Raw genomic sequence first — 24,013 nt, 5'->3', positions numbered from 1 at the left:
CTTCCCAATCGGGAAGGGGGCTTCTTCCCCATTGTGGGGAAGAATGGTTCAGACGAGGTCAGGCTGCTGCCCGCGCCGGACTATCGTCGTGGATGTCCACCTGGATGAGTCCGTTGCGGTACAGGGCATAACCACTGGGGGTACTGGCGATGATGGATGGAATGCCACGTTCGGCAAACCACCGCTGCCAACGCTCCAAGTCACGATAACCTTCGGACTTCTTGCTCTTGACAAAGGTGGAAAAGCGGTTTTCTTCACAAATTTTGACCATCTGTCCCATGTCTTTACCCTCCAAGGTTCAGTTCAGGAAGTTCAGGGGAAGCCATCGCCGCCACGGAAACCTGGGCGGCCAGTCGTTCGGCAATGGCCTGAAAGGCTTTGGCTTGCGTGCTCTGGGGGTAACCAACGACGACCGGCACGCCACTGTCGCCGCCTTCCCGGACTTCGATACTCAGGGGGATTTCGCCGAGAAAAACTGTCTCAAACTGTTTGGCCATTTTCTCGCCCCCACCCTGCCCGAAGATGTAGATCGGTTCGGGGATGTTGGGGTGGGTGAAGTAGCTCATATTTTCGACAATCCCGAAAACCGGGATGCCAACCTGTTTGAACATGTTGAAAGCCTTGCGTACGTCGGCCAGCGCCACTTCCTGCGGGGTCGTCACCAGTACGGCGCCGGAAACCGGCACAAGCTGCGCCAGGGAAAGCTGTACGTCACCAGTGCCCGGCGGCATGTCCACCACCAGGTAATCCAGTTCGCCCCACTCGACATCCCGCAGAAACTGCTGCACCACGCCGTGGAGCATCGGCCCGCGCATGATGACCGGCTTGTCGCCGCGATTGATCAACCCAATGGACATAAACTTCACGCCGTGGGCTTCGCGGGGGATGATCTTGTTGCCCCGTACCCGTGGCTCTTCAATAACGCCCATCATGATGGGAACGTTCGGGCCATATACGTCCGTGTCGAGCAATCCCACACGCGCGCCGGTCTGGGCCAGCGCCACGGCCAGGTTGACGGCGACCGTGGACTTGCCGACGCCGCCTTTACCGGAGCTGACAGCAATGATGTTGCGCACGCCGGGGATGCCGGCCTTTTCCGGGATGCCACGTCCCTGCGGAACCTGGGCTTCCATTTTGACTGTCACCTGTTTGACGCCGGGAATGGCCGCCACGACCTCCCGCGCCTGATGTTCGAGCTGCTCCTTGACCGGACAGGCCGGGGTCGTCAGGACAAAGCGAAAGGACACGGCCCCGTTGTCAATCGTCACGTCCCGAATCATCCCCAGTGAGACGACATCCCGGTGTAAGTCGGGGTCGTGGACCGCCCGGAGTGCGTCGAGGACTTGCTGTTCAAGAATTCGCATGACGGGATCGTTCCTGTGGATTGGTCGTGGGTTGCTGTGAAGGTGGAAAGATACGGTAGGCGCAGGCCCTGTCGCCGTCCGCAAGCCGTTGCTCACGAACGACCTCTCCCCCTAATAACGCTTCGTACAGTTGGCGTTCCTGCGTACACAACTCCGAAAAAGCCGTGGCGACGTTAATGGTTGGGCAGTTACGCTCGATGAGCCGGAACGAACCATCGGGGAGAGCTTCGTACTCGGCAAGATACCCCCGCTCGATGAGAAACTCTGCGAGTTTTGCTACACGCGCGGCAAAATCCAGTGGCGCCAACTGCGGTGCCAGATGCCGCAGCACCTGTTCGGCGCGGGCGCTGATGACCCGCAGCATGCCCTCCCGGCCAAAGCACTCGTGGGTCATCTGGAGCAGTTCACACGCCAGAACGTCATAACTGCGGGGAAAAAGCTCCGCGGCCTGCGCCGTCAGGGAGTAGTAGTAACTTGGTCGCCCGCGCCCGTGGGCAACAGCACGGTAGGTCACATACCCCTGGCGCTCCAGGATTTCGAGGTGACGGCGCGTGCTGACACGGGTCAACCCCAAGGCAGCCGCCAGTGCCTCGTTCGTCATTTCACCGTGCTGCTTGAGCAGCCGGATGATGTCACTGCGATGTTCTTTGAGAAGCGCCGAAAACGTTGTCATGGCATGCCGGAGCATGCCGTAGAAGGGGGATTTTTGTCAATAAAAAACTTTTTATTTTTCCAAAATCCCACGCTGCGCGGCCTGCCGGGCTTCACCCAGGGTGAAACGCTGCTCATACAGCGCCTTGCCGACGATACACCCTTCAATCACACCGGTGGCGGCCAGCGCCTGAATGTCTGCCAGTTCGGCCACGCCCCCTGAAGCGATGACCTGAAGCCCGGTTGCCCGCGCCAGTTCCGCCGTGGCCGCGACATTGACGCCGCTGAGCATGCCGTCCCGGGCAACGTCCGTGTAGATGACACGCCCGACGCCTTGCGCCTTGACCTGAAGCGCCAGCTCGATGGGCGTGTGCTGGCTGTCAGTCTGCCACCCATGGGTGACCACGCGGTTGTGACGGGCGTCAATCCCGACGACGACCGCCGCCGGGCCAAACCGCGCCAGAAACTGATCGAGCACCTCCGGCTGCTCGACAGCCACCGTGCCAAGGATGATGCGCTTGACGCCGAGATCAAAGAGCCGTTCAGCGTCGGCCGGGTGGCGGATGCCACCGCCGAACTGGATCGGAAGGTCAATGTGCTGCGCCAGCCACGCCGTGGCCGTAAGGTTTTCAGCGTCGCTGTCTTCAAAAGCGCCGTCCAGATTGACGACGTGAAGCCACGTGGCGCCTTCTTCCTGCCACTGCCGGGCAACAGCCAGAGGATCATCGGCATAGACCGTAACGTTGGTTTTTTCTCCCTGCCGCAGACGGACACATCTGCCGTGGCGTAAATCAATCGCCGGGATGACTTCAAAATCCTGTGACATGGGGTTCATCACGGAACGGCCTCAGTATTCGGCCAGCGCCACTATGGCCCCGATGAGGTCGGGAATCTGGGGCAGGATGTAGTCTTCAAGCTGCGGCGCATAGCCGACGAAGGTATCCAGGGCCCCAATCCGCCGCACCGGAGCGTCAAGGTCGTCAAAGAGTTCTTCGCCGATGCGCGCGGCAATTTCGGCTCCGTAGCCCCAGGAAAGCGGTTCCTCGTGGGCTACGATGACGCGGTTGGTCTTTCTCACCGAAGCCACGATCGCTTCCCAGTCGTAGGGCGAAAGCGTCCGCAGGTCAATGACTTCCACGGAAATGTCATGGTCGCGTTCAACTTCCCGGGCGGCCACGAGCGCCTGCTGGACAAGCGCGCCGTAGGTCACAACGGTCAGGTCATCGCCTTCCCGGACGACCTTGGCTTTGCCAAACGGAATCATGTAGTCCGGTCCGGGGTAGATGCCCTTGTTGTAGGCCTGGCGGTACAGGTGCTTGTGTTCGAGAAAGATCACCGGGTCGTCGGCGCGGATGGCCGTCCGCAGCAGGCCGTTGGCGTCTTCGGCTGTTGAGGGAAACACCACCCGCAAGCCGGGAATGTGGGTAAAGAGCACTTCACCGGATTGGCTGTGGTAAATCGCTCCGCCCTTGAGGTAGCCGCCAATCGGCACACGTACGACAACCGGACACTTGAACGCTCCGTTGGAGCGCCAGCGCAGCAGCGCCAGCTCGTTGCGAAGCTGCATGTAGGCTGGCCAGATGTAGTCGAAAAACTGGATTTCGACGACCGGCTTGAACCCGGCCGTGGCCAGCCCGATGGCCCGTCCGATGATATTGGCTTCGGCCAGCGGCGAGTTGTACACGCGGTCGCTGCCGTAGAGCCGTTGCAGGTTGTGCGTCACCTTGAAGACGCCGCCCTTGCCTTTGACTTCCTTGAGGTTTTCCTCGCGGCTTGCGTCGGCCACATCTTCGCCAAAGATGAGAATCCGTGGGTCGCGCGCCATTTCGTCACGGAGGCAGGCGTTGAGCAGGTCCACCATCGTGCCCGGCGTCCCTTCTGTGTTGGTACGCGGGCTGTCAAAGGCGGGTGAAGTCGGATCCACATCCGGCGAATAAACATACCGGGTGGCCGTTTCCGGCGCTGGCTGCGGGCTGGCCAGTGCCGCATCGGCCGCCGCATTGACTTCCCGTTCGACATCGGCCCGGAGCGCTTCGAGGTCCTGTTCGGTGGCAATGCCCTCACGCAGCAGGAAGTGAGCAAAGGTTACGAGCGGATCGCGCCGGGCATCACTTTCCCGTTCGGTTGGTGTGCGGTACAGCCGCTCATCGTCCGACAGGGAATGGGAATAGGGGCGGATGACATGCGCGTGCACGAGCGCCGGGCCGCGCCGCGCGCGGGCGTAGTCCACGGCCGTCCGCATGGTCTGGTAGCTGGCCAGCAGGTCGGTGCCATCCACTTCCAGCACCAACAGGTCGGGGTAGTTGCGCACAAGTTGGGAGATGCTGCCACCGGCCGTTTGCACTTCGACCGGCACGGAAATGGCATAGCCGTTGTCTTCAATTACATAGACGACGGGCAGCTTGAGGTTGCAGGCCGTGTTGAGGGATTCAAAAAACTCGCCTTCACTCGTCGTCCCTTCACCGGCCGAACAATAGACGACGGCATCAGGTGGGAATGTACGCCCCAACGTCCTTTCATCAAGCTGCAATCGGGCTTGCCGGTACATGGCTTCGGCACAGCCGACCGCCTGCAGAAACTGCGTTCCCGTGCAACTTGATTTCGAGACGATGTTGAGGTCCTTGTGTCCCCAGTGGGAGGGCATCTGACGCCCGCCGGAGTTGGGATCAGCCGCCGCGCCGACGGCTGCAAGCAGCATCTCCAGCGGCGTCATGCCGAGTTCGAGGCACAGCGCGCGGTCGCGGTAGTAGGCATAAAACCAGTCGTAGCCGGGGCGCAGAACCCGTCCGGCCGCGACGAGAATGGCCTCATGGCCGGCGCCGCTGATCTGGAAAAAGACCTTGTTCTGGCCCTTGAGCTGGATTTCCTTGTCGTCGAGACGGCGCGACAGCACCATCGTACGGTACATCGCCATCAGGTCGGCCGGTTCGAGTCCGGCGTAGGTCGGATGAAGGACAGGTTGGGGCTGCACGAGACAATCTCCTTTGGAAAGAAATCCGGGCGTGTCGGGGAAGCACGCCGCGCCGCCGGACGACGGAGCGTAAAATGCTGTTTGTCGTTGGTTGCGCGTCGTTTTTCAAGCCCAAAAATGTAAAGTGTACGTTTTGGTACTTTTCCTTCCAGCCGGCGTGCCGTCACCAGTAACCAAGGAAGCGCCACCAGAGCAGTCCCACGGTCAGCCAGATGGTCAGATTGACCACTGAGGCCACCAGTCCCAGCCGCCACCACGTACGCTGCGAGACATAGCCAGCCGCAAAGTAGATGGGGGCGGGCGTTGTTCCATAGTGGGTCAGTCCGGCGCACAGGTTTGAGGCATAGGCCAGTGCGAAAGCGGCCAGGAGCGGCGGTGTGCCGGCGGCCGTCAGAACCACCAGGAACGGCACATACATGGCCGTGGCGTGGGCGGTAATGCTGGCGAAGGCATAGTGGGCATAGAAGTAGGCAGCGAGAAGCATTAGTCCGGCCAGCGGCCACGCCCATCCCGCCGCACTGCCGGCGACAACCTGCGCGAAGCGGTCGGTCAGCCCGGTTTCGCCCAAGGCTTCAGCGAGCCGGACCAGCCCGCCGTACCACAGGAAGACATCCCAGGCGAAGCTTTCGCCGGTTACATCTTCCCAAGTGAGGACGCCGGTCAGCAGCAGCGTTCCGACGCCGATCAGCGCCACGCTGGTGTAGTTGAGCAAGCCTTCGAGTCCGAGACTGCGCAGCAGGGCCGCAAAAACGGGGACTGTCGGCACCAGCCACAACCCGATGACGATTACGAATATGCCGGCGAGTATCCATTCGGCGCGGCTCATGGGCCCGAGGTGTGCCAGTTCGTCCTGTGCCAGGCGGGTGGCATCCGGCGTGTGGGTGATCTCCGGCGGAAACAGGCGGTAGAGCAGCAGCGGCACCACCGCCAGCGAAATGAGCGCCGGGACGCTGCCGCCGACAAACCAGCCACCGTAGGTCAAATCCACATTGGCGGTCGTTTTGGCCAGCCGGGCGATGAGGATGTTCGAGGCCTGCCCGGTCAGGAACAGGGCGCAGGCAATGACTTCGCACTGATAGACCATCATCACCAGGAAAGCGCCCAGGCGACGCGCCGTGGGTCCGGGGTGCGAGTCGTACGCTTCAGCGACGCTCTTGACGATGGGAAACAGCACGCCGCCAGCGCGCGCGCCATTCGATGGAATGACGGCTGCCAACGTGACATCCGTGGCGACGAGCGCGTAGCCCAGGCCCAGCGTCCGGCGGCCCATGGCCCGAATGAACCAGAAGGCCAGCCGCCGCCCGAAGCCGGTGCGCGTCATGGCACGCGCCATCAGACACGCCGCCAGCACGAGCCAGACCGTGGGATCGCCGTAACCGGCCAGCGCCGACTTGGGCGGTAACGCGCCAGTGACGGCCACTGCCATCACGCCCAGCAGCACAACGAGTCCGCCCGGGGCCGGCTGCACGATGAGTCCCGTGATGACGGCGGCGAAAACCGCGGCCAGAGGACGGGTGTTCGGGGCGAGATCGGTCGGAGTCAACGCCCACGCCAGACTTCCGACGCCAAGGGTTGCCAGCCAGCGCCACCAGCGCGCCGGACGTTGGGAATCGGGGGCAGGCTGCGTCATGAACCTCTGGTGTCCGCTTCTGCTTCCGGCTCGGCCGGGGTTGTTCTGGATGGTGTTTTAGCTTATCGTTGAATAAGGTTTTTTTATAGAGCCGAAGCCGTGTGGGGTGGCTTCGGCTGGGTGTTCGTTTCTTTCCGCCGGTCGTCGGCAACAAGGAGTCAGACCATGGGCGTTATGCATCTGGACCTCACCGAAGAACAGTCCCGGATCAAGTTTTCCGTTCGGGAATTTGCGGAAGCCGAAATTGCCCCCCACGTGATGGCGTGGGATGAGCCGCAGCAGTTCCCTTTGGAACTCCAGCCAAAGCTGGCGGAAATGGGGCTGATGGGCATCATCATCCCTGAAGCTTATGGCGGGGCAGGTTTGGGTTACATCGAGTATGCCACCATTATCGAGGAGCTGGCACGGGTGGACCCGTCCGTGGCGCTGGGGGTTGCTGCCCACAACTCGCTAGGGACGAATCACATTTTCATGGCCGGCACAGAAGCGCAGCGGGAGACGTTCGTCACGCCGCTGGCGCGTGGTGAAAAGCTGGGCGCGTGGGCGTTGACCGAACCCGGTTCCGGCAGTGACGCCGCCGGATTATCCACCACGGCCGTGCGGCAGAACGGGCATTTTGTTCTCAACGGCAACAAAAACTTCATCACTCACGCAAGCTATGCCGACACGTGCGTTGTGTTGGCAAGCACTGACCGGTCAAAGGGGACGCATGGGATTTCAGCCTTCATTGTCCCGACGGACACGCCGGGCTTTGTGCGGGGCAAAAAGGAAAACAAGCTCGGCATGCGCGCTTCCGACACGGCCAGCCTGGCTTTTGTGGATATGAAAGTGCCGGCCGAAAACCTGCTCGGCAGGGAAAACGAAGGTTTCGTGGATGCGCTCAGGATTCTCGACGGCGGGCGCATCTCCATTGCTGCCCTGTCGGTTGGCATTGCTCAGGGGGCGTATGAGGCGGCCCTGCGCTATGCCCGGGAACGCTATGCCTTCGGGCGTCCGATTGCCGAGTTTCAGGCCATTCAGTGGAAGCTGGCCGATATGGCGACCCAGATTGAGGCCGCCCGCCTGCTGACCTGGAAAGCGGCGGCAATGAAGGATGCCGGCAGGCGTACGACGAAAGAATCCGCCATGGCCAAGCTGTACGCTTCAGAAATGGCTGTCAAAGTGGCGGAAGAAGCCATCCAGATTCACGGCGGCTACGGCTACACGAAAGACTATCCGGCCGAGAAGTTCTGGCGCGATGCCAAACTCTGCACGATTGGCGAGGGAACATCTGAAATTCAGCGCCTTGTCATTGCGCGTGAGATACTGCGGCAGCCGTAACCAGGACCGGACCGGGCCCGTAGGGCCGGTGTCCGTGGGGACAGTTGGCCGTGGGAGTAGGGGCGGTTGGCCAACCGCCCCTACGTTTTTTGGCATTCAGGGGAAAATGGCCCACCAGTCTTCGCAAAACGAAGGTTTGCCCTGGGTGTCACAGAGCGGATACTTCGGGTGGCTGACTCCACCTTCCGATTCGCCGGCAAACGTCGGGACGATTTCCCGTGACCAGGTTTCGCCCCCCAGAAGCTGGGCCTGCTCAACGACGAAAACCAGCTTCAGCTCCCTGTCTGGATACTTCTTGCAGAAAGGCTCAAGTGGCAGTCCGTAGTCGGACGTTCCGAGAAGGTTGACAAAGTCCTCAAGGCGCGACTTCTCCTGCAGTGATTCAACGATGCTGACCGGCAGCCGGCGGGCTGTTGCGCGCCCTTCTTCCAGCAGCCTGTCCGTCTGAAGGTCAAAGAGCAGCCATTTGAGTTGCAGGGTTGAAATGTACTTCCCGGTGCGGTTGTGGGTTACAAGAAAAGCCGCCGCGTAGGGTTGGGCCGTCTGTGCCACCCCCCAGACGCGCACGGCTGCCTGACCACTGCCGGTCAGAATATCCGGCACGGGCATGACCGAGCCGGTTTGTGAGGGCGTGGCACTACCGGTACGCTCACCCTCCTGGGCACCGACGGGCGTCGCCACCATCAGGGAAAATGCCAACCACACCACAAAACTGAACAGACGGAATGCCATGGTTATTTTCTCCTTGGATGAGATGTGGATGAAATGTCATCACAATTGTTGTCCCGTCAAGTGTCAGGACTGGAGCTGGCGAGAAAATCATTGGCAAAGGCGCGAATGGCGGCGATGCCGGCAGCGCCGGCCTGCCGTACGTGTGCTGCCTGGTCGGGGCCGATCCCGCCCAGTGCGAAGAGCGGCAGGGAAGTCGTCCGTGCCAGTTCGGCAAAGGCTTCCAGCCCCAGAACCGGTTTGTCTCCCGACGGAAAAACGGGGCCGCACACGGCAAAGTCGGCGAAGCCTTCCGCTTCCGCAATTTCGCAGCGGCTGTGGGTTGAGACGGCGATAAGAAAGCCCGACGGAACACACTGCCGGACAACCCTTGCCGGCAGCGACTGCGTGGTGAGGTGAACACCATGGGCCCGGGCAGCCAGGGCGACATCGAAGCGATCATTGACCAACAGTCTGGTTCGGGTTTCAGCCAGAGCGGCGGCCATCGCCGCTGCCACTTCGGTGAGCTGGCGCACCGGCCAGTCCTTTTCCCGCAACTGAAGGTAGTCTATGCCTTCCCTGGCGGCGAAGCGGGCCAGCGCCACGAGGCGCCGTACAGCTATCGCTTCGGTGTAGGGTTCGCCTTCCCGGAACAGACGGCGGCGGTCAGTGATGAGGTAGCGTTGCATAGACTATCAGCAAGGTACGTATGCGCCCGTGACGGAAATTCGGCCTACCGAAGGCGGGCGGGTTGCTTATGATGCTGGCAGAGACCACGCGCGTTGTCGGGCAGATGTGTTCTGTCTGGCCCAGTGGTCAGACCTTGTTGTTCAGGACTGTGTTGCCATGCCAAAGATTTATGACATTGAGTACACGCCCAATCCGGCAGCCCGGAAAATCGTACTCAAGGAACCCATTACTGCGCCGGGCGTTTCGCTTAGTTTTTCCAACCTTCAGGATGCGGCAGCCCATCCTTTGGCCGAGGCGTTGCTGGCTATTCCCCACGTAAAGAGCGTCTTTATGATGGACCGCTTCATCACCATCACCAAAGACAATGAAGTGGAGTGGGATGAGTTGTTACGTCAGGTGGCGATTCCCATCCGTGCGGCGGAGCCGGTCAGTGTGAGTGCGCCGGCTGCGCCGAACATCAAGCGGGGGGAAAATCCCGACCTTGACCGAATCAACGACATTCTGGACGCCCGGATTCGTCCGGGGCTGGCAGGGGATGGTGGCGGCCTGGAGGTCATCAGTTACAAAGACAACACGCTGGCCGTCCGTTACCAGGGAGCATGTGGCAGTTGTCCGAGTTCGATTTCCGGCACGCTGTATGGCATTCAGAGCATCCTGCGGGATGAGTTCAACCCGGAGATAACAGTTATCGCTGTTTGATGATGGGATTTGGTCATTGCCGGTCAGCGCGTTGCGCCCGGCCGGTGATGTCCAAGGAGCGAAGCCGTGAGGTTAGCGTATGCGGTCAAGGGCCTGGCAGACCAGCCGGGCACGTTCGGGTGAGACGCCGCCGCGTACGATGGTGGAAATGCGCCCCTGGCGGTCAATGACCACTACGTTACAGACTTCGCTTTGGCAACGGTACATGTCGGCAATCGCGCCGCCCCAGTCGAGAAGGACGCTTTTGGGCGCGCGGCTGCGCAGTTGGCTCCGAATGATGGGACGGATCGGCGCCGGCACGCCGCGCAGGATGGCGATGCCCTGAATCTCGATGCTGTCGCCGTAGCGTTGGTACAGTTCCCGCACCCAGGGTTCAATTTGTTCCGAACCGCCACGGTCGCCAAGCATAAGCACCAGCGGTTTGTCCGTTGGGAAAGCAATTGTACGGGGACGGTTGTACTGGTCGGTGAGCGTAAAGGACTGGGATTGTCCGCCAATGAGGTTGTCAGCGGTAGGAACGCCAGCGTGTGCCGTCCGGCTCGGTATGAAGCTAAGAAGTGCTGCCAGTAAAAGCCAAGCCGCTGCCTTGCGAACCATCGTGGAAGTCAGTCCTCCTCTACGTCTGGAATCCTGTCTTGCCCGAATAATGGGTTGAATCCACGGCAAAAACATAGCGAAAGCCGACGTTCGGGCAGTGAACGTAAGCTTACGAAGCGAAGCCATCCGCGAACGTTGCCTGGTAGCAGCCATACGCTTTGGCTGGAAAGCGTACCTTGCACGGCATTGGACCGGGATTATTCGGGCAGGACGTCAGGTGCGATAGAGAGAATATCGCGCAGCATGGCGGCGGCGGTTCCAAGGGGGCCGTCTTCCATGCTGAAGGCTGCCGTCCGTCCGAAAATATCGCTGTGATAGACGATGCCGGCTTCCTGCATACCCAGACGCGCCAGCGGGTGGTGGGCTGGAACAGCCGTTGGGCGGACGCTCAGGGCATAGCGGCCATCGGCTCCGCGTTCGGCCCGGGCCAGAAGAATGAGATTGCCGCCGTTATGCCGGGCCTGCCGGATGTCATCCGGGGTGATGTGCGTGATGCCTTCCACAGCAATGTCGGAAAGGCGCGTGGGTTGGCGCAGGACGGCATTGGCCAGAATGAGCAGCTTGTTGGCGGCATCCCAGCCCTCGACATCGAGGGTCGGATCGGGTTCGGCAATGCCGATGCGCTGCGCTTCCGCCAAGGCTTCGGCGTAGGTTTTTCCTTCCCCCATCATGGTCAGCATGACCTGGGTTGTGCCGTTGAGGACGGCTTCAAGTGTGGTGATTTCGCCGCCGGCCAGGTCGCGCCAGCCAACGTTGACACTGGGGAGCGCTCCGGCCACTGCACCGCTGAAACGCAGCCGTGGCGCACGGCGGTTGCCGGACCAGTCGCTAAGTCGGGCCAGTTCATCGAAGGCGACGACGAGCGCGCCTTTGCTTGCCATGACGACGTGCATCCCGCGTTGGAGGGCCGCGCGCACGAGGTCGAGTCCCGGCTGTCCGGTCTGGATGTCGGTTGGGGTGGCTTCCAGTAGCAGGTCGGCGGGCAGTTGCCGGACGGCAGTCAGCATGTCCGTGACGTGGAGGTTGCCGCCGGCCAGTGTGACGACGCCCTGGCGGCGGCGTTTGGCTTCCACAATGGCGGCGGGGTCCAGCCCCTGTTCACTGACGAGGCAGCCTGAAGTATCGGCCACGGCGACGAACTGAAGGGTCAGTCCGTAGCGTTCGCGCAGGAGCGCGGTGCGGCTGGGGAGCATTTCCAGAAAGGTACGCCCGATGTTGCCCAGTCCGGTCAGGATGCAGCGCAGGGTTCGTGTTTGCATAAAGGGTTATGTATGCAGTGGTGGGATGGCGTGCCTGTGCGCTGGTTTGTATCGGTTGAATTGACGTTGGCGCAAGAGTTTGTTAGGGTCTGGGGCCTTCGTTGCGGGGGCGGTTAGTCTCAGTTGGTAGAGCACTCGCTTCACACGCGAGGGGTCACAGGTTCGAGTCCTGTACCGCCCACTCCAGCTTTCCTGCACAGCCAGTGGATTCAGTCCTTCCCACCGGGCCAAGCTGTACTCGGAACGTGGGGGGCTGTTGAAAGCCAGACAGAATCAGTCATCAGTCGGCGCGCGGAGACGTAGAGGACACATCCTGCCTATGCGTTTTGACACGATGGCGCTCCGATGTGCTCTCTTTTGAGCGCAGTTTTGATCGCCAGGCGCTGCCAATGGTATGGGATTACGGAGAGGTAAACCCGTTCAGCGAAGCGCGAGGCAGTTGTGCTTGGGGTTCTTGCTCACCTTGGCAACATTCCGTCGGGGGAAGGGGGTAGCGATGGCTGGGGACGTGCAGAGCTTGCTTCGTCAGTTGGAGGGGGTTGCGGAAGAGATGCGGCGTCGCTACCGGGCCGAGATAGTGGGTATCTTCGGCTCTTATGTGCGCGGAGAGCAGCGCGAGACCAGCGACCTGGATGTGCTGGTCAGGTTTACTCCAGGAGCTACCCTCTTTGACCTGGTCGGCTTGGCCGACTTCCTTGAAGAAAGGCTGGGCATCCGCGTGGATATCGTTCCGGTGGACACTCTCCGGGAAGAAATCCGCGATCGGGTTCTGCAAGAGGCCGTGTACTTATAAGAAACCCCACCCTCTACCTGAAGGACATCCTGGAGGCTATGGAGGCCATAGAGCGATTCACAGAAGGCATAGACGTTGAGACCTTTTGCCGGGATGACATGCGCTCCAGCGCCGTCATACGAAAGTTTGAAATCATTGGCGAGGCCGCAAAGCATATTCCCGACCCCATCAAACACCAATACCCCGACATTCCCTGGAAAGCCATGGCTGGATTCCGGGATCGGCTCATTCACTTTTACTTTGGCATCAAGAATGATCTGTTCTGGGAAACGATTCACAGGGAATTGCCCAGGCTCAAGCCCAGGCTGAAGCAAATTCTAGAACAATTGCAAGGGCTATGAGATTTCTGCATGTTCAGCAAGGCTTTGCTACTGCTCTTCCATACCCGGATAACTTCTTTGATGTGTGCTGACCGACCCACCCTATTACGACAATTTGCTCTATGGCGACCTCTCGGACTTTTTCTACGTCCGGCTCAAGCGTGTGATGCTGCAAAGCTGCTTCAGAAGCCCGAATTTCTGCTGGCCGATGACCCCAGCGCAGGGAAAACGATCATGACGGGCCTGCTGCTCAAAGAGCTGAAGTATCGCGGGCTGGTACAACGCACGCTGATCGTCATGCCGGGCCATCTCGAAGACCAGTGGCGGCGGGAGATGAAAGAACGCTTTCATGAAACTTTCACCGTGGTTGATCGCAGCGTCATAAATGCCTCTTGGGGCCGCAACATCTGGGAGGAAAGTAAATGAAAAATCTTGAGCGGCTTATACAGATTCTCCGGCAGCACAAAGGAGAGCTGGCGCAAAGCTACGGGGTTCGGGAGCTTGCCATCTTCGGCTCCCATGTGCGGGGAGAGGCGACGGCAGAAAGTGACTTGGACATCCTGGTGGAGTTTGACGATCCCCCCGGCTTCTTTCGGTTCCTTCAACTGGAGCAGTACCTAAGCGATCTCTTGGGCGTGCGGGTGGAGCTGGTGACACGCCAGGCCCTCAAACCCCACATCGGCAAGTACATCCTCCAAGAGGCGTTGCCAATATGAGCCGAACCTTGAAGGACTATCTGGAGGACATGTGGAACGCGGCCGGAGAGGCTTTGGAGTTTGTGGAGGGGATGAGGCCCGAAGAATTCATCCATGATCGGAAGACCGCCAATGCAGTGATTCGTTCGCTGGAGGTCATGGGCGAGGCAGCAAAGAAGATACCGGAAGATACCAGGAGCAGGTATCCCGAAGTTCCCTGGAAGGAAATCGCAGGGATGCGCGATAAACTCATTCACGAATATCACGGTGTTGACTTGCAGATTATCTGGAAAACAGTTTCCCAGGATATTCCGCCCTTGCTTCCGGTACTGGAGCGGTTAGCCAGAGAGACCTTGCAGTGAGAGTTCTTCGACGAGGTTCAGCCAGCAAGGAAGAGCATAATGAAAGTTTTGAGCATCCCACAGGTTCACTGGGGGCAGCGACGCAACTTCCCTGTCCCGACAACTCTTTCAACGCTGTGCTGACCGACCCGCTGTACTACGGCAACGTGAACCTACGCTGACCTCTCTGACTTGGTTCTACGTCTGGCTCAAGCGTAGTCTTGGTCAACAGGCCGCCTGTATTCGCCGGCGAGGATTTGAACCGTTTAGCCGGAAGCAGATATGCCGTACGTAGCAAACACGGGTACACCTGCAACGCTGAGATAGCTAGGTTTTATCGGTGTTTGCCCCTTTCAAGCCAGGTATCTGTCTGCCAGATTGATTTAGAGCAAGCCTGGTGGGCAAAGTACAAGCGATTTAGGTTGACCTGCCTTGCAGCGTGTCTCCAACTTTCGGACGTGCTTTGTGCGCTGCAAGATTGAAGACAAAAACCTGACCTGCGAACCCGAACCATTCCCCTGAAGGAGTCACAGAGCTGATGGGCAACGTTGTGCTGAAAGTTGGTGCCTTACTTGAAGGGGATTTTTGGCCCGAGCCGGTGCGCCTGCTCACGCACGAGCAGCTTGGAAGCCATATCAAGATTGAAGCCGTTGGTACGAAGACCAGGCAGTCTTACTCGTGTATCCTCAGTGCGTCTGACCTGGCGCATGTAAGTGCAACGACCGAGACAGGGCGCGACTTTGGTGGACGCGGCGAAGCCTTCTTCCTCGCCATGGAAGCGCACCGTATCCGTTATGCGCAGCAGTTTGACCCACTGCTTGCGGTCAATGTCTCGCAGGTCGATCCGCTGCCACATCAGATCGAGGCTGTTTACCACTACATTCTGCCCAACCCGCGCATCCGCTTTCTGCTGGCCGATGACCCTGGTGCGGGGAAGACGATCATGACCGGCCTGCTGCTCAAGGAGCTGAAGTATCGCGGGCTGGTGCAGCGTACGCTGATTGTTGTGCCGGGCCACCTCAAAGACCAGTGGCGGCGGGAGATGAAAGAACGCTTTGGCGAAACCTTCACCGTGGTTGACCGCAGCGTCATGGATGCCTCCTGGGGCCGCAACATCTGGCAGGAGAACGCCCAGATTGTCACCTCGATGGACTTTGCCAAACAGGACGACGTGCTGGCGAGCCTGGGCGAGGCGCACTGGGACCTGGTGGTGGTTGACGAAGCCCACAAAATGGCCGCCTACCGCTATGGCGAAAAGACAACCCGTACCGGGCGCTATCGCCTGGGTGAACTTCTCTCGCGCAAAAGCAACTTTTTGCTGTTTCTGACCGCCACTCCCCATCGCGGCGACCCGGAGAACTTTCACCTTTTTCTGGAGCTTCTCCAGCCCGGGTTCTTCGCCAATCCCGAGCAGCTCCGCGAAGCGGTGCAGAACGCTGACAATCCGCTCTTCCTGCGCCGCCTGAAGGAAGACCTGAAAGACTTTGAGGGGCGACTCCTCTTCCCGCCGCGCCGGGTGGCCACAAAGACTTATCAGCTCAACGACCAGGAAAAACGCCTCTACAACGCCGTCACCGAATATGTGGAGAAGTCTTACAACAAAGCCCTGGTTGCGGATAAGCGGAACGTGGCCTTTGCCCTGCTGATCCTGCAGCGACGATTGGCCTCCAGCGTTCGGGCCGTGCGCCGCTCGCTTGAACGCCGCCGGGAGCGGCTGGAAGAACTTCTCCGGCTGGGCAGTTGGCTCGCCGAACGCGGCACGGTGGATGAGGACATGCTGGAAGATGTTCCCGAAGCCGAGCGCCTCAGGCACGAAGAAGAGCTGCTGGAACGACTCACCGCCGCCGAAACCCGCGAGGAATTGCAAACTGAAATCGCTACCCTTGCCGATCTCATTCGCCTGGCCCGCGAGGCTGAACGGCACGAGATAGAAACCAAGCTCAACGAGCTGCGGAACGTCATGGAAGCCGAGCACATCCGGCGCACGGGCGAGAAACTTCTGATTTTCACCGAATCGCGGGAGACGCTGGAATACCTGAAGGAGAAGCTCACCGACTGGGGCTATACCGTCGTCACCCTGCACGGCGGCCTGAACCTGGAGGCGCGCATCCGCACCGAGCATGAGTTCCGTGAGCAGGCACAGGTGATGGTCTCCACCGAGGCGGGCGGAGAGGGCATCAACCTGCAATTCTGCTCCCTGATGGTCAACTACGACATCCCCTGGAATCCTAACCGTCTCGAACAGCGCATGGGGCGCATTCACCGCTACGGCCAGCAGAAAGAGGTGCATATCTACAACCTGGTCGCCGCCGATACCCGCGAAGGCAAGGTGCTGACGGCGCTCTTCCATAAGCTCGAACAGGTTCAGGCTGCACTGGGGAGCGACCGCGTTTTCGATGTCATCGGCGAAGTCATCCCGGGCCGCAGCCTCAAGGAGCTGATCGTGGAAGCCATTACCAGCCGGCGCACGCTGGAGGCCATCATCGCGGAGATCGAGGCGCTGCCTGACCAGGAAGCTGTGGACAGAACCCGAAAAGCTGCCCTGGAAGGTCTGGCGACACGCCACATTGACCTGCAGCGTGTCCTGGGCGAGGATCGGCGCGCCCGTGAAAACCGCCTGGTGCCGGAATACATCGAACGTTTCTTCGAGCGCGCCTGCCATTTTCTCAACATCCACCTCGAACGCCGCCGCGATGGCCTGTGGCGCGCATCCAACGTGCCTTACGAAATTCGCCACGTCTCACAGGAATTCAAGGATCGTTTCGGCGAGGTCTTCCGGGAGTACGGCAAACTGGCCTTCGACAAACAGACGGCTCGTCGTCAGGAGGCAGAATTTGTTGCGCCCGGTCACCCCCTGCTCGAAGCGCTGCTGGACCGCCTGCTGAGCGGGTGCGCCGAAGATGTGCGCCGTGGGGCCGTCTTTGCTGACCCAGATGGACGGATGGACGGCTGGCTTTTCTTCCTGGAGGGGGAAATCTGCGATGGCGCCAATCAGGTAGCCGGAAAGCGCATCTTTGTCATCTACCATCCCATCCAGGGAGCATTGACCTCTGTCCATCCCTCCATTCTCTGGGATTTGAAACCCGCGCAGCTCCCATCGGAGATAGGGACCATCCCGGACGAAAACGAGGCCTTGGCCTTCGCCATTGAAAAGGTCCTGGAATCCTATCGCGCGGAACTGCTCGAAGAGCGTCAGCGCCGTGCGGCTATCAAACGCAAATACGGGCTGCGTTCGCTGGAGCAGATGATTGTGGAATCCGACGCAAAACTGATTGACTACGAGACCCGCCGCGCAAAGGGCGACAACCTTCCCGACATGGAAGTGCTCAACGAACAGCGGCGAAGGGAAGAACTGGAGGGACGTAAACGGGCGCTTGAAGAAGCCATCCGCCGCGAAACCAGCCTGCTGCCCTCAACCCCAAAGGTGTTGGGTGTGGCGCGGGTTATCCCCCAACCGGCGGCCAATGGAGCCATGCGGTCTGATGCGCAGATTGAAGCCATCGGTATGCAGGTGGCCATGGCGTACGAACGGGAGCACGGGCGTGTGCCGGAAGATGTCTCAACGCAAAATCTTGGCTATGACATCCGCTCAAGGACGCCACCTACGGAAGAGAAACAGGCGGAAAGTGTGCGCTACATTGAGGTCAAAGCCCGCGCCACAACCGGCGCCATCGTGCTCACCCCCAACGAATGGCTGATGGCGCAGCGTCTGGGTAACGACTACTGGCTCTACGTTGTCGAGCATGCGGCAGCGCGGCCGGTGCTCCACACCATCCAGAACCCCGCTGCCCGACTCCAACCCGAAGAGCAGGCCGAAATCGTGCGGTACGTGGTGAAAAACTGGCAGGAGGCAAGCGATGAAGACCGGTGAGCTGCCCCAGTCGGTGCGCCCGGCCCTGCAGGAACTCAAAGCCGCGCTGATCAGTCTCTACGGCGAGCGGTTGGGGGGGCGTCTATCTCTACGGCTCGTACGCGCGCAGCGATTTCACCGAAGATTCAGACATTGATGTGCTTATCGTTCTCAAGGGGGAGGTGAAACCGGGAGCCGAGATGACGAGGCTGAGTCCGCTTCTTTCAGAAATATGCCTGCGCCATGGGCTTCTTCTTTCTGTTTTCCCGGTTTCGGCCGAGAAGCACAAAGCGCGTCAGTCACCCTTTATGGTCAATGTCAGAAGGGAACAGATCGGGGTATGAAATGGAATTCCAGCCCGCTATCCAGAAAGCACGGCAATTCCTGAAGTCCGCAAAGCTCCTCAAGGATGTGCGGGGTTATGACTCATCGGCCTCAAGGTTGTACTATGCCATGTTTTATTGTGCGGAAGCTCTTCTGTTCTCCAAAGGCTTGACCTTTTCAAATCACCAGGCTGTCATTTCTGCCTTTGGTCAACATTTTGCTAAAACCAACGAAATGCCTGTCGAGATGCACCGCTGGTTGATTGATGCCTTCGAGAAATGCCAGGCGGGTGACTATGAAACCATTAGTGGACTGGAAGAAGAAGATATAGAGGGTTCTACAACCCCATGCGGAGCAATTTGTGTTGTGGACCGAAGAATATCTCAGGCAGCGAGGTCTGCTGTGAATAACCAGCGTTTGATCGAAGTGGATTTCCCTCTACGCCGGGTCTCCGAGGCATCGGTACACGAGAAAACCATCCGCCACGGGCATATCTCCACGCTCCACATCTGGTGGGCGCGGCGTCCGCTGGCCGCTTCCCGCGCTACCGCGCTGGCTGCCCTGCTGCCCGATGACCCACAGCGCCGTGAAGAACTTCTGGCACTCGTGGGCGATATTTCGATGTGGGAAGCGGTGTCCAACGGCGATAACCCGCGCCTTCAGGAAGCGCGCAAACTCATCCGCAAAGCCTTTGGCGGACGCGCCCCGCGCGTGCTGGACTGTTTTGCTGGCGGGGGATCCATCCCTCTGGAAGCCCTACGCCTAGGCCGTGAAACCTACGCGCTGGACTACAACCCTGTGGCCGTGCTCCTCAACAAGGCCGTACTCGAATTCCCGCAGATGTTCGGTGATGCAGGCCGTGTCCCGCATGTGCCTCTTCCACCCCAGACGAAACGTTCCAACACGGACCGGCTGGAAGGCCTGACGCTCTCCCCACAGGGGGCGGAAAACCCGCTTCTCGCAGCCGTCTCCGCCTGGGGGCAGTGGGTGCTCGAAGAAGCCCGCAAGGAACTCGAACAGTTTTATCCCCGCGATCCAGACGGCAGCATTCCTGTCGGTTACATCTGGGCGCGGACACTGCCCTGCCAGAATCCGGCCTGCGGCGCCGAAATCCCCCTCATGCGTCAGACCTGGCTGGCCAAAAAAGAAAATCGCAAAATCGCCCTCAAGCTCATCCCGAATCGGGAAGCGCAGCGCGTGGATGTCAAAATCGTCGGAGCAAACGGAGAGCCTATAGACTTTAGCCCCGAAGAAGGCACTGTCTCCCGCGCGCATGTGCGCTGCCCGCTCTGCGGCGGAACGATTGACGACAAGACCACCCGCCGCCTTTTCCGCGAGGGCAAATCAGGCCAGCGCCTGATGGCCGTCGTGCTCCACCATCCGAAGCGCACCGGCAAGACCTACCGCCTGCCGACCGAGCGCGATCTCGAAGCCTTCCGCGCTGCCGAAGCCGCCCTTGTAGGGGCGAGGCATCGCCTCGCCCAGGATTGGGGCATCGCCCCCGTGCCGGATGAGCCGCTTCCGCTGATGAGTGGCGTTTTCAATGTGCCTATCTACGGCCTCACCCGCTGGGGCGACCTGTTCAACCCGCGGCAGAAGCTGGCGCTCATCACCTTCGCTGAGAAGGTGCGCCAGGCGCACGCCCAGATGCTCGCCCAAGGCGCCGAGCCGGAGTTCGCCAAGGCGGTGGCGACGTATCTGGCGCTGGTTATATCAAGGATGATCGATTTTGAGAGCACAATTTGCCGCTGGCATCCTCAATGGGAATTCATCCCGAATACTTTCGCCCGTCAGGCCCTCCCAATGGCTTGGGATTATGCAGAATTGGTGCCGCTCTCGCCAATTTTGACGGGCACGTTTGAGAGCATGTTTGGACAAATCCTGGACGTCCTCGCCGACCTCACCCGCATCCCGCCTGCGAATCCCCAACCTGTAACCCCCATCGTCGTCCATAGCACCGCCACTGCTCTCCCCTGGCCAGAGAACTTCTTCGACGCTGTGCTGACCGACCCGCCGTATTACATCAACGTTCCATACGCCGACCTTTCAGACTTCTTCTACGTCTGGCTCAAGCGCACGATTGGCGACCTATACTCTGAGTTATTCGCCACGCCGCTCACGCCAAAGAGCGAAGAGATTTGCCAGATGCAGCATTGGGATCCCGAACGCTACGCCGAAAAGACGAAAGAATGGTTTGAGGAAATGCTAACGAAGGCATTCTCAGAAATTCATCGTGTCCTTAAACCCGACGGCGTCGCAGTTATCGTATTCGCTTATCCACGGACAGACGCTTGGGAAGCTGTTATCAATGCGATTCTAAACGCCAGCCTCTACATGACCGCTTCGTGGCCCATTCACACCGAAATGCAGGCGCGGTTGCGCGCGCAGGAATCGGCGGCGCTGGCGTCCTCCATCTACATGGTCTGTCGCAAACGTACTACCGACCAGACGGGCGAATTCGGCAAAGTCCGCCGTGAGATCGAGGAGCGGATCGGCCGCCGGCTGGCGCAGTTCTGGGACGAAGGGATTCGCGGCGCGGACTTCTTTATGAGCGCCATCGGCCCGGCCGTTGAGGTCTTCGGCAAGTATCAGCGCGTGGAAAAGCTCTCCGGCGAGCTGGTCACGGTGGCCGAGTTGCTGGAATATGTCCGCAAAGTGGTGAGCGAGTTTGCCCTGAAGCGCATCCTGCAATCGGCGCAACTGGGCGGTCTGGACGCTCCGACCCGCTTTTACCTGCTGTATCGCTGGACGTACAACCATGCCCGCGTCCCTTTTGACGAGGTACGCAAGCTGGCCCAGGGCATCGGCGTGGAACTTGCCACGCTCTGGGGCGAGGGCGGGCTGGTGGAGAAGCAGAAAGAATACATCCGCCTCCCGCTGCCGCTGGAACGCGCCCGCAGCCGGAACTTTGCCGGCAAGACAGGATTCGACACCCTGATTGACGCCATGCACTACGCGGTCTGGTTGTGGGAGCAGAATGAGCCGAAGAGGCTGAAGGAACACCTGGGGCTGACGTACGGTGACAACGAAATCTTCTGGCAGGTGGCGCAGGCAATTGCCGAGGTCTTGCCCGATGGCGACAAGGAAAAGCAACTTCTGCAGGGCCTGCTCTACGGGCGGAAAAGCTACCAGAAACAGGGGACGTATCAGGCAGGTCTGTTTACCTCCTGAAGCGTCATGAAACTGTGGCATCAAGTTGCCGTTTCTTACGGGGACATCCCGCAGGGGCCGGTTTGACAGATGGGAATGACATTGCCTGCAAATCACAAGAAGGAGCTTCTTGACCAGGTAGTGGCCGCCTTGCGGACGGCGCTCGGAGACCGTCTGGTGGCTGTTGTTCTCTTCGGCTCTCGGGCGCGCGGGGAGGCACGGGAGGACAGCGACTGGGACGTGCTGGTGATTGCCGAGGCGTTGCCCGATGACCCGCTGGAACGAGGGCGTTTTCTCAGGCAGTTTCTCCCCATACGGTGCCGGCTTGGCGTATCCTTCCTTGCCAGGACGCCGCAAGAGTTTGAGGCTCACGTTTCTTCCCTGTATCTGGACATTGCCGTTGATGGTCAAATCCTTGACGACCCCAAAGGCTATGCAGCAAAGCGCCTGGCTACTTTGCAGCGATTGATCGAGGAGGCCGGGCTTTTCAGAGAAAGAACTCCGGCAGGCGACCTTTGGCGTTGGAAGGTTCCACCTCGCGGCCGTTGGATGATGTCGTGGGAAAAAATAGGTGAAGCATGAGCAATCCCGAAGTCCAGTACCGACTGAAATTGGCCCAGGGCTTTCTGGAGGAAGCGCGCCACGACCTGCAGCTCGGACGCTGGCGCTCCTGTGCCGATAACAGTCAACTTGCGGCCGAGAATGCTGCAAAAGCCCTGCTGGCGCTCATAGGTCCTGTTGGTCGTACCCACAACCCTGGGGAAATGTTACTCAAGGCGCTGGAGGAGGGTTGCTTCCCTTGGACAACAGGGGACAGAGTACGGCAGGTGGCCGAGTGTGCTGAGCGCTTGGGTCCCGACGTGCATTTTGAAAGCGACTATGGCGACGAAGCGCGTTGGCGAACGCCATGGGAGCTTTTTGACCAGGCAAAAGCCTCCACACTTCTGGAACTGGCTGAAAAAGCCGTCAACTTGACCCAGGAAATCATCGCGCGGGAAGGAAAACAGTAAACAACCCTCGACTAAAGTCGAAGGCTTTATTGTGAGACGCAGCAATTATGGCTGACATCCCCAACATCAGGCGTGTTTACGGCCGCCCTTGGCAGCGGGGCACCACTGCCAATCCAGGCAAGGTTTCGACTGGCGTTGCAGTCGGCGTGCGCCCGGAGACCACACTTGTTGCACACAAAACGATGCTTGATGCGCCGTCCCAGCGCTCCACAGCAAGAGCACGTCTGGCTGGTGTAGGCGGGATCGACGTACTCGACCGCGATCCCTGCCGCCTTGGCCTTGTATTCGACAAAGCTCTGAAGCTGCCGGAATGCCCAGCCGTGCAGTCTCGCCCTCATGCGCTTGCCGGCCTGGATGCGGTCGCGGATGTGGGTGAGGTCCTCCATCACGATCTTGGACGCCCCGAGGCGCAGCGCTTCGGCAACGATCGCTTTGCTCGTTTCGTGGTTGATGTGGGTAATGCGTCGCCGCTCTTTGCCAGAGACCTGCCGCAGCTTCTGTTTGGCGCTTTGGCTGCCGTTGGACTGCAAACGACGACGAAGAGCAAGGTAGCCGTTGCGCTTGTGGCGCAGTTCCCCGCCGCCCCATACCTTGCCCGTGCTGGTGGCAGCGAGATGGTTCTCTCCGACATCCACGCCCATGACGGGGCCGGATGCGATTGGATCCGAATCTTCAGATTCGACGACGAGATTGAAGTACCAGCGCCCCTTGCGACAAACCAACTCGGCCTCTTTGGCCTTGCCCGACGCCAGGATGCGACGCTGGTGCTCGCCCAGCACCATCGGGACGGCGATGCGGCCAGAAAGGGTGTAAAGGCTCAGGCGCTCCCCATGGATGGCGTAGGTTCGCTTGTCGAAATGGACGCTGGCGCGGTTGAAGTGCACTGCGGGTACGGGGGCGTCCTTCCTGATGCGGCCGAGCTCCTTTTGTGCTTTGTAGGCTTTGCAGACCGAAAAGATGGCGTTGCAGACCATTTGGGCGCCCAGCGGCGTTTCCTTGCGCAGCCGGGCGTAGGCCAGGTGGTGCAGGGCCACGCGGTTCCAGCAGCGATGCTCCACCACCGTCGGCACCAGGCGGTTGCAGGCATCGGCATAAGCCGCTTGCAGCGCCGCCAAGGCCGCTGCCTGGTCGGGGCCAACATTCAGGCGAATCGAGGCAGTGCGCAGCATGGGTTATCGCCGCTTGGTGACGTGTTCGGATCGTTCGATATAGCGCCGGATCGTCTCGGCGCTGACGTTGCCGGCTGTGCCGACAGAGGGCGACCAGGGATTTCCGCCCCACAGTCGGCTCTTGAGCCAGGGATGCCGCTGAAACAGCTTGCGCGCCGTTGTTCCTTTCAGGATTTTTACGGCATCGGCCACAGCCATGGCAGGCGGAATGCTGACGAACAGGTGGATGTGGTCGGGCTGAATCTCTTTGGAGATCACCGGCCAGCCACGCTCCGCACAAATCGCATCCAGCATCACCGCCATTTCCTCTGCCGCCGGCCCTGTCAGTACATCTCGCCGATCCTTCGGACACCAAACCACATGGTATGCGGTTTGATAGACGCAGTTCCTGTTGCTGGCGATGTCAACCATAGGCTGTATTACACACCACAGGGTGCGCACCGCGCAAGCGCCATTCCTCCCGCGACTAAAG

22 protein-coding genes, 1 tRNA gene and 2 pseudogenes are annotated in these 24,013 nt (G+C 60.0%); 13 read left to right on the top strand and 12 right to left on the bottom strand.

Annotation, left to right across the window (positions count from 1 at the left end; translation table 11 throughout):
• Positions 1 to 58 precede the first annotated feature (58 nt).
• The 6 genes from J8C01_RS09645 to J8C01_RS09620 form a co-directional block, all read right to left on the bottom strand.
• The gene (locus tag J8C01_RS09645) at positions 59 to 280 is read right to left on the bottom strand and encodes a hypothetical protein (protein WP_211431764.1); all 222 of its coding nucleotides are present in this window, start codon (positions 278 to 280) and stop codon (positions 59 to 61) included.
• A 4-nt stretch (positions 281 to 284) separates the two neighbouring features.
• Entirely contained in the window at positions 285 to 1,364 is a 1,080-nt protein-coding gene (locus J8C01_RS09640) for an Mrp/NBP35 family ATP-binding protein (RefSeq protein ID WP_041569194.1), read from the bottom strand.
• Complete coding sequence (locus J8C01_RS09635) at positions 1,351 to 2,037, bottom strand: helix-turn-helix transcriptional regulator (RefSeq protein ID WP_187288369.1); 687 nt, start codon at positions 2,035 to 2,037, stop codon at positions 1,351 to 1,353. Before J8C01_RS09635 ends, J8C01_RS09640 begins: the two co-directional genes overlap by 14 nt.
• A gap of 51 nt (positions 2,038 to 2,088) precedes the next feature.
• Positions 2,089 to 2,841, bottom strand: coding sequence for a 1-(5-phosphoribosyl)-5-[(5-phosphoribosylamino)methylideneamino]imidazole-4-carboxamide isomerase (hisA, locus tag J8C01_RS09630; protein ID WP_211431763.1), 753 nt, complete (start codon positions 2,839 to 2,841; stop codon positions 2,089 to 2,091).
• A 21-nt stretch (positions 2,842 to 2,862) separates the two neighbouring features.
• On the bottom strand, positions 2,863 to 4,929 hold the full coding sequence (locus J8C01_RS09625; RefSeq protein ID WP_148264073.1) for an alpha-ketoacid dehydrogenase subunit alpha/beta: 2,067 nt from the start codon (positions 4,927 to 4,929) through the stop codon (positions 2,863 to 2,865).
• A 220-nt stretch (positions 4,930 to 5,149) separates the two neighbouring features.
• Positions 5,150 to 6,616 carry a DASS family sodium-coupled anion symporter gene (locus tag J8C01_RS09620; protein ID WP_211431762.1) on the bottom strand — a complete coding sequence of 489 codons (1,467 nt, stop codon included), beginning with the start codon at positions 6,614 to 6,616 and terminating at the stop codon, positions 5,150 to 5,152.
• Positions 6,617 to 6,790: 174 nt separating this feature from the next.
• Between J8C01_RS09620 and J8C01_RS09615 the strand changes: the two genes are divergently transcribed.
• Positions 6,791 to 7,936: an acyl-CoA dehydrogenase family protein gene (locus J8C01_RS09615; protein ID WP_211432716.1), complete on the top strand. Its 1,146-nt coding sequence runs from the start codon at positions 6,791 to 6,793 to the stop codon at positions 7,934 to 7,936.
• A gap of 96 nt (positions 7,937 to 8,032) precedes the next feature.
• On the opposite strand, the gene J8C01_RS09610 is transcribed toward J8C01_RS09615, so the two are convergent.
• Positions 8,033 to 8,668: a hypothetical protein gene (locus J8C01_RS09610; RefSeq protein WP_211431761.1), complete on the bottom strand. Its 636-nt coding sequence runs from the start codon at positions 8,666 to 8,668 to the stop codon at positions 8,033 to 8,035.
• A 56-nt stretch (positions 8,669 to 8,724) separates the two neighbouring features.
• Positions 8,725 to 9,333 carry a thiamine phosphate synthase gene (locus J8C01_RS09605; RefSeq protein WP_014100430.1) on the bottom strand — a complete coding sequence of 203 codons (609 nt, stop codon included), beginning with the start codon at positions 9,331 to 9,333 and terminating at the stop codon, positions 8,725 to 8,727.
• 157 nt (positions 9,334 to 9,490) lie between these two features.
• Between J8C01_RS09605 and J8C01_RS09600 the strand changes: the two genes are divergently transcribed.
• Positions 9,491 to 10,033 (top strand): NifU family protein, encoded by a 543-nt coding sequence (locus J8C01_RS09600; RefSeq protein WP_041569832.1) that lies wholly within the window; start codon positions 9,491 to 9,493, stop codon positions 10,031 to 10,033.
• Between the two features lie 72 nt (positions 10,034 to 10,105).
• Here the strand turns inward: J8C01_RS09600 and J8C01_RS09595 are convergent, their stop codons facing one another.
• Together J8C01_RS09595 and J8C01_RS09590 are read right to left on the bottom strand one after the other, a co-directional pair.
• A complete protein-coding gene (locus tag J8C01_RS09595; protein WP_014100428.1) occupies positions 10,106 to 10,630 on the bottom strand; it encodes a TlpA family protein disulfide reductase in 525 nt (174 codons plus the stop codon).
• Between the two features lie 197 nt (positions 10,631 to 10,827).
• Complete coding sequence (locus J8C01_RS09590; RefSeq protein ID WP_211431760.1) at positions 10,828 to 11,889, bottom strand: homoserine dehydrogenase; 1,062 nt, start codon at positions 11,887 to 11,889, stop codon at positions 10,828 to 10,830.
• Positions 11,890 to 11,996: 107 nt separating this feature from the next.
• Between J8C01_RS09590 and J8C01_RS09585 the strand changes: the two genes are divergently transcribed.
• From J8C01_RS09585 to J8C01_RS09535, 11 genes and pseudogenes are all read left to right on the top strand, one after another.
• Positions 11,997 to 12,070, top strand: a tRNA-Val gene (locus J8C01_RS09585).
• 315 nt (positions 12,071 to 12,385) lie between these two features.
• Positions 12,386 to 12,682: a nucleotidyltransferase family protein gene (locus tag J8C01_RS09580; RefSeq protein ID WP_249355440.1), complete on the top strand. Its 297-nt coding sequence runs from the start codon at positions 12,386 to 12,388 to the stop codon at positions 12,680 to 12,682.
• Between the two features lie 38 nt (positions 12,683 to 12,720).
• Positions 12,721 to 13,023 carry a HepT-like ribonuclease domain-containing protein gene (locus J8C01_RS09575; protein ID WP_249355439.1) on the top strand — a complete coding sequence of 101 codons (303 nt, stop codon included), beginning with the start codon at positions 12,721 to 12,723 and terminating at the stop codon, positions 13,021 to 13,023.
• 171 nt (positions 13,024 to 13,194) lie between these two features.
• A pseudogene (locus J8C01_RS15620) lies at positions 13,195 to 13,422 on the top strand (SNF2-related protein); the annotation flags it as partial.
• A 2-nt stretch (positions 13,423 to 13,424) separates the two neighbouring features.
• Entirely contained in the window at positions 13,425 to 13,718 is a 294-nt protein-coding gene (locus J8C01_RS09565) for a nucleotidyltransferase family protein (protein WP_211431757.1), read from the top strand.
• Positions 13,715 to 14,059, top strand: coding sequence for a HepT-like ribonuclease domain-containing protein (locus tag J8C01_RS09560; protein WP_211431756.1), 345 nt, complete (start codon positions 13,715 to 13,717; stop codon positions 14,057 to 14,059). The genes J8C01_RS09565 and J8C01_RS09560 overlap by 4 nt, the downstream gene beginning before the upstream one ends.
• A 517-nt stretch (positions 14,060 to 14,576) precedes the next feature.
• Positions 14,577 to 17,909 (top strand): helicase-related protein, encoded by a 3,333-nt coding sequence (locus tag J8C01_RS09555; RefSeq protein WP_211431755.1) that lies wholly within the window; start codon positions 14,577 to 14,579, stop codon positions 17,907 to 17,909.
• 89 nt (positions 17,910 to 17,998) lie between these two features.
• Positions 17,999 to 18,232 (top strand): annotated as a pseudogene (locus J8C01_RS15615) (nucleotidyltransferase domain-containing protein); the annotation flags it as partial.
• A 1-nt stretch (position 18,233) separates the two neighbouring features.
• Positions 18,234 to 21,383: a DUF1156 domain-containing protein gene (locus tag J8C01_RS09545; protein ID WP_249355438.1), complete on the top strand. Its 3,150-nt coding sequence runs from the start codon at positions 18,234 to 18,236 to the stop codon at positions 21,381 to 21,383.
• 75 nt (positions 21,384 to 21,458) lie between these two features.
• Complete coding sequence (locus J8C01_RS09540) at positions 21,459 to 21,944, top strand: nucleotidyltransferase domain-containing protein (RefSeq protein ID WP_211431754.1); 486 nt, start codon at positions 21,459 to 21,461, stop codon at positions 21,942 to 21,944.
• On the top strand, positions 21,941 to 22,372 hold the full coding sequence (locus J8C01_RS09535) for a HEPN domain-containing protein (RefSeq protein WP_211431753.1): 432 nt from the start codon (positions 21,941 to 21,943) through the stop codon (positions 22,370 to 22,372). Before J8C01_RS09540 ends, J8C01_RS09535 begins: the two co-directional genes overlap by 4 nt.
• Before the next feature lie 26 nt (positions 22,373 to 22,398).
• On the opposite strand, the gene J8C01_RS09530 is transcribed toward J8C01_RS09535, so the two are convergent.
• The gene (locus J8C01_RS09530; protein ID WP_211431752.1) at positions 22,399 to 23,541 is read right to left on the bottom strand and encodes an RNA-guided endonuclease InsQ/TnpB family protein; all 1,143 of its coding nucleotides are present in this window, start codon (positions 23,539 to 23,541) and stop codon (positions 22,399 to 22,401) included.
• Between the two features lie 3 nt (positions 23,542 to 23,544).
• Complete coding sequence (gene tnpA, locus J8C01_RS09525) at positions 23,545 to 23,952, bottom strand: IS200/IS605 family transposase (RefSeq protein ID WP_211431751.1); 408 nt, start codon at positions 23,950 to 23,952, stop codon at positions 23,545 to 23,547.
• Positions 23,953 to 24,013: the final 61 nt, after the last annotated feature.

It is taken from the genome of Chloracidobacterium sp. D, assembly GCF_018304685.1.
In the GTDB taxonomy this organism is placed as follows: Bacteria; Acidobacteriota; Blastocatellia; order Chloracidobacteriales; family Chloracidobacteriaceae; genus Chloracidobacterium; species Chloracidobacterium thermophilum.
This window is presented reverse-complemented; position numbering and strand designations above follow the sequence as displayed.

Excerpts from the sequence above, each read along its gene's own strand:
- J8C01_RS09530 (WP_211431752.1), bottom strand. The coding sequence starts at position 23,541 with ATGCTGCGCACTGCCTCGATTCGCCTGAATGTTGGCCCCGACCAGGCA.
- J8C01_RS09590 (WP_211431760.1), bottom strand. The coding sequence starts at position 11,889 with ATGCAAACACGAACCCTGCGCTGCATCCTGACCGGACTGGGCAACATC.
- J8C01_RS09625 (WP_148264073.1), bottom strand. The coding sequence starts at position 4,929 with ATGGCGATGTACCGTACGATGGTGCTGTCGCGCCGTCTCGACGACAAG.
- hisA (WP_211431763.1), bottom strand. The coding sequence starts at position 2,841 with ATGTCACAGGATTTTGAAGTCATCCCGGCGATTGATTTACGCCACGGC.
- J8C01_RS09540 (WP_211431754.1), top strand. The coding sequence starts at position 21,459 with ATGACATTGCCTGCAAATCACAAGAAGGAGCTTCTTGACCAGGTAGTG.
- J8C01_RS09535 (WP_211431753.1), top strand. The coding sequence starts at position 21,941 with ATGAGCAATCCCGAAGTCCAGTACCGACTGAAATTGGCCCAGGGCTTT.
- J8C01_RS09545 (WP_249355438.1), top strand. The coding sequence starts at position 18,234 with ATGGAATTCCAGCCCGCTATCCAGAAAGCACGGCAATTCCTGAAGTCC.
- J8C01_RS09620 (WP_211431762.1), bottom strand. The coding sequence starts at position 6,616 with ATGACGCAGCCTGCCCCCGATTCCCAACGTCCGGCGCGCTGGTGGCGC.
- tnpA (WP_211431751.1), bottom strand. The coding sequence starts at position 23,952 with ATGGTTGACATCGCCAGCAACAGGAACTGCGTCTATCAAACCGCATAC.
- J8C01_RS09635 (WP_187288369.1), bottom strand. The coding sequence starts at position 2,037 with ATGACAACGTTTTCGGCGCTTCTCAAAGAACATCGCAGTGACATCATC.
- J8C01_RS09555 (WP_211431755.1), top strand. The coding sequence starts at position 14,577 with ATGGGCAACGTTGTGCTGAAAGTTGGTGCCTTACTTGAAGGGGATTTT.
- J8C01_RS09615 (WP_211432716.1), top strand. The coding sequence starts at position 6,791 with ATGCATCTGGACCTCACCGAAGAACAGTCCCGGATCAAGTTTTCCGTT.
- J8C01_RS09605 (WP_014100430.1), bottom strand. The coding sequence starts at position 9,333 with ATGCAACGCTACCTCATCACTGACCGCCGCCGTCTGTTCCGGGAAGGC.
- J8C01_RS09645 (WP_211431764.1), bottom strand. The coding sequence starts at position 280 with ATGGGACAGATGGTCAAAATTTGTGAAGAAAACCGCTTTTCCACCTTT.
- J8C01_RS09560 (WP_211431756.1), top strand. The coding sequence starts at position 13,715 with ATGAGCCGAACCTTGAAGGACTATCTGGAGGACATGTGGAACGCGGCC.
- J8C01_RS09595 (WP_014100428.1), bottom strand. The coding sequence starts at position 10,630 with ATGGTTCGCAAGGCAGCGGCTTGGCTTTTACTGGCAGCACTTCTTAGC.
- J8C01_RS09640 (WP_041569194.1), bottom strand. The coding sequence starts at position 1,364 with ATGCGAATTCTTGAACAGCAAGTCCTCGACGCACTCCGGGCGGTCCAC.
- J8C01_RS09575 (WP_249355439.1), top strand. The coding sequence starts at position 12,721 with ATGGAGGCCATAGAGCGATTCACAGAAGGCATAGACGTTGAGACCTTT.
- J8C01_RS09580 (WP_249355440.1), top strand. The coding sequence starts at position 12,386 with ATGGCTGGGGACGTGCAGAGCTTGCTTCGTCAGTTGGAGGGGGTTGCG.
- J8C01_RS09600 (WP_041569832.1), top strand. The coding sequence starts at position 9,491 with ATGCCAAAGATTTATGACATTGAGTACACGCCCAATCCGGCAGCCCGG.
- J8C01_RS09565 (WP_211431757.1), top strand. The coding sequence starts at position 13,425 with ATGAAAAATCTTGAGCGGCTTATACAGATTCTCCGGCAGCACAAAGGA.
- J8C01_RS09610 (WP_211431761.1), bottom strand. The coding sequence starts at position 8,668 with ATGGCATTCCGTCTGTTCAGTTTTGTGGTGTGGTTGGCATTTTCCCTG.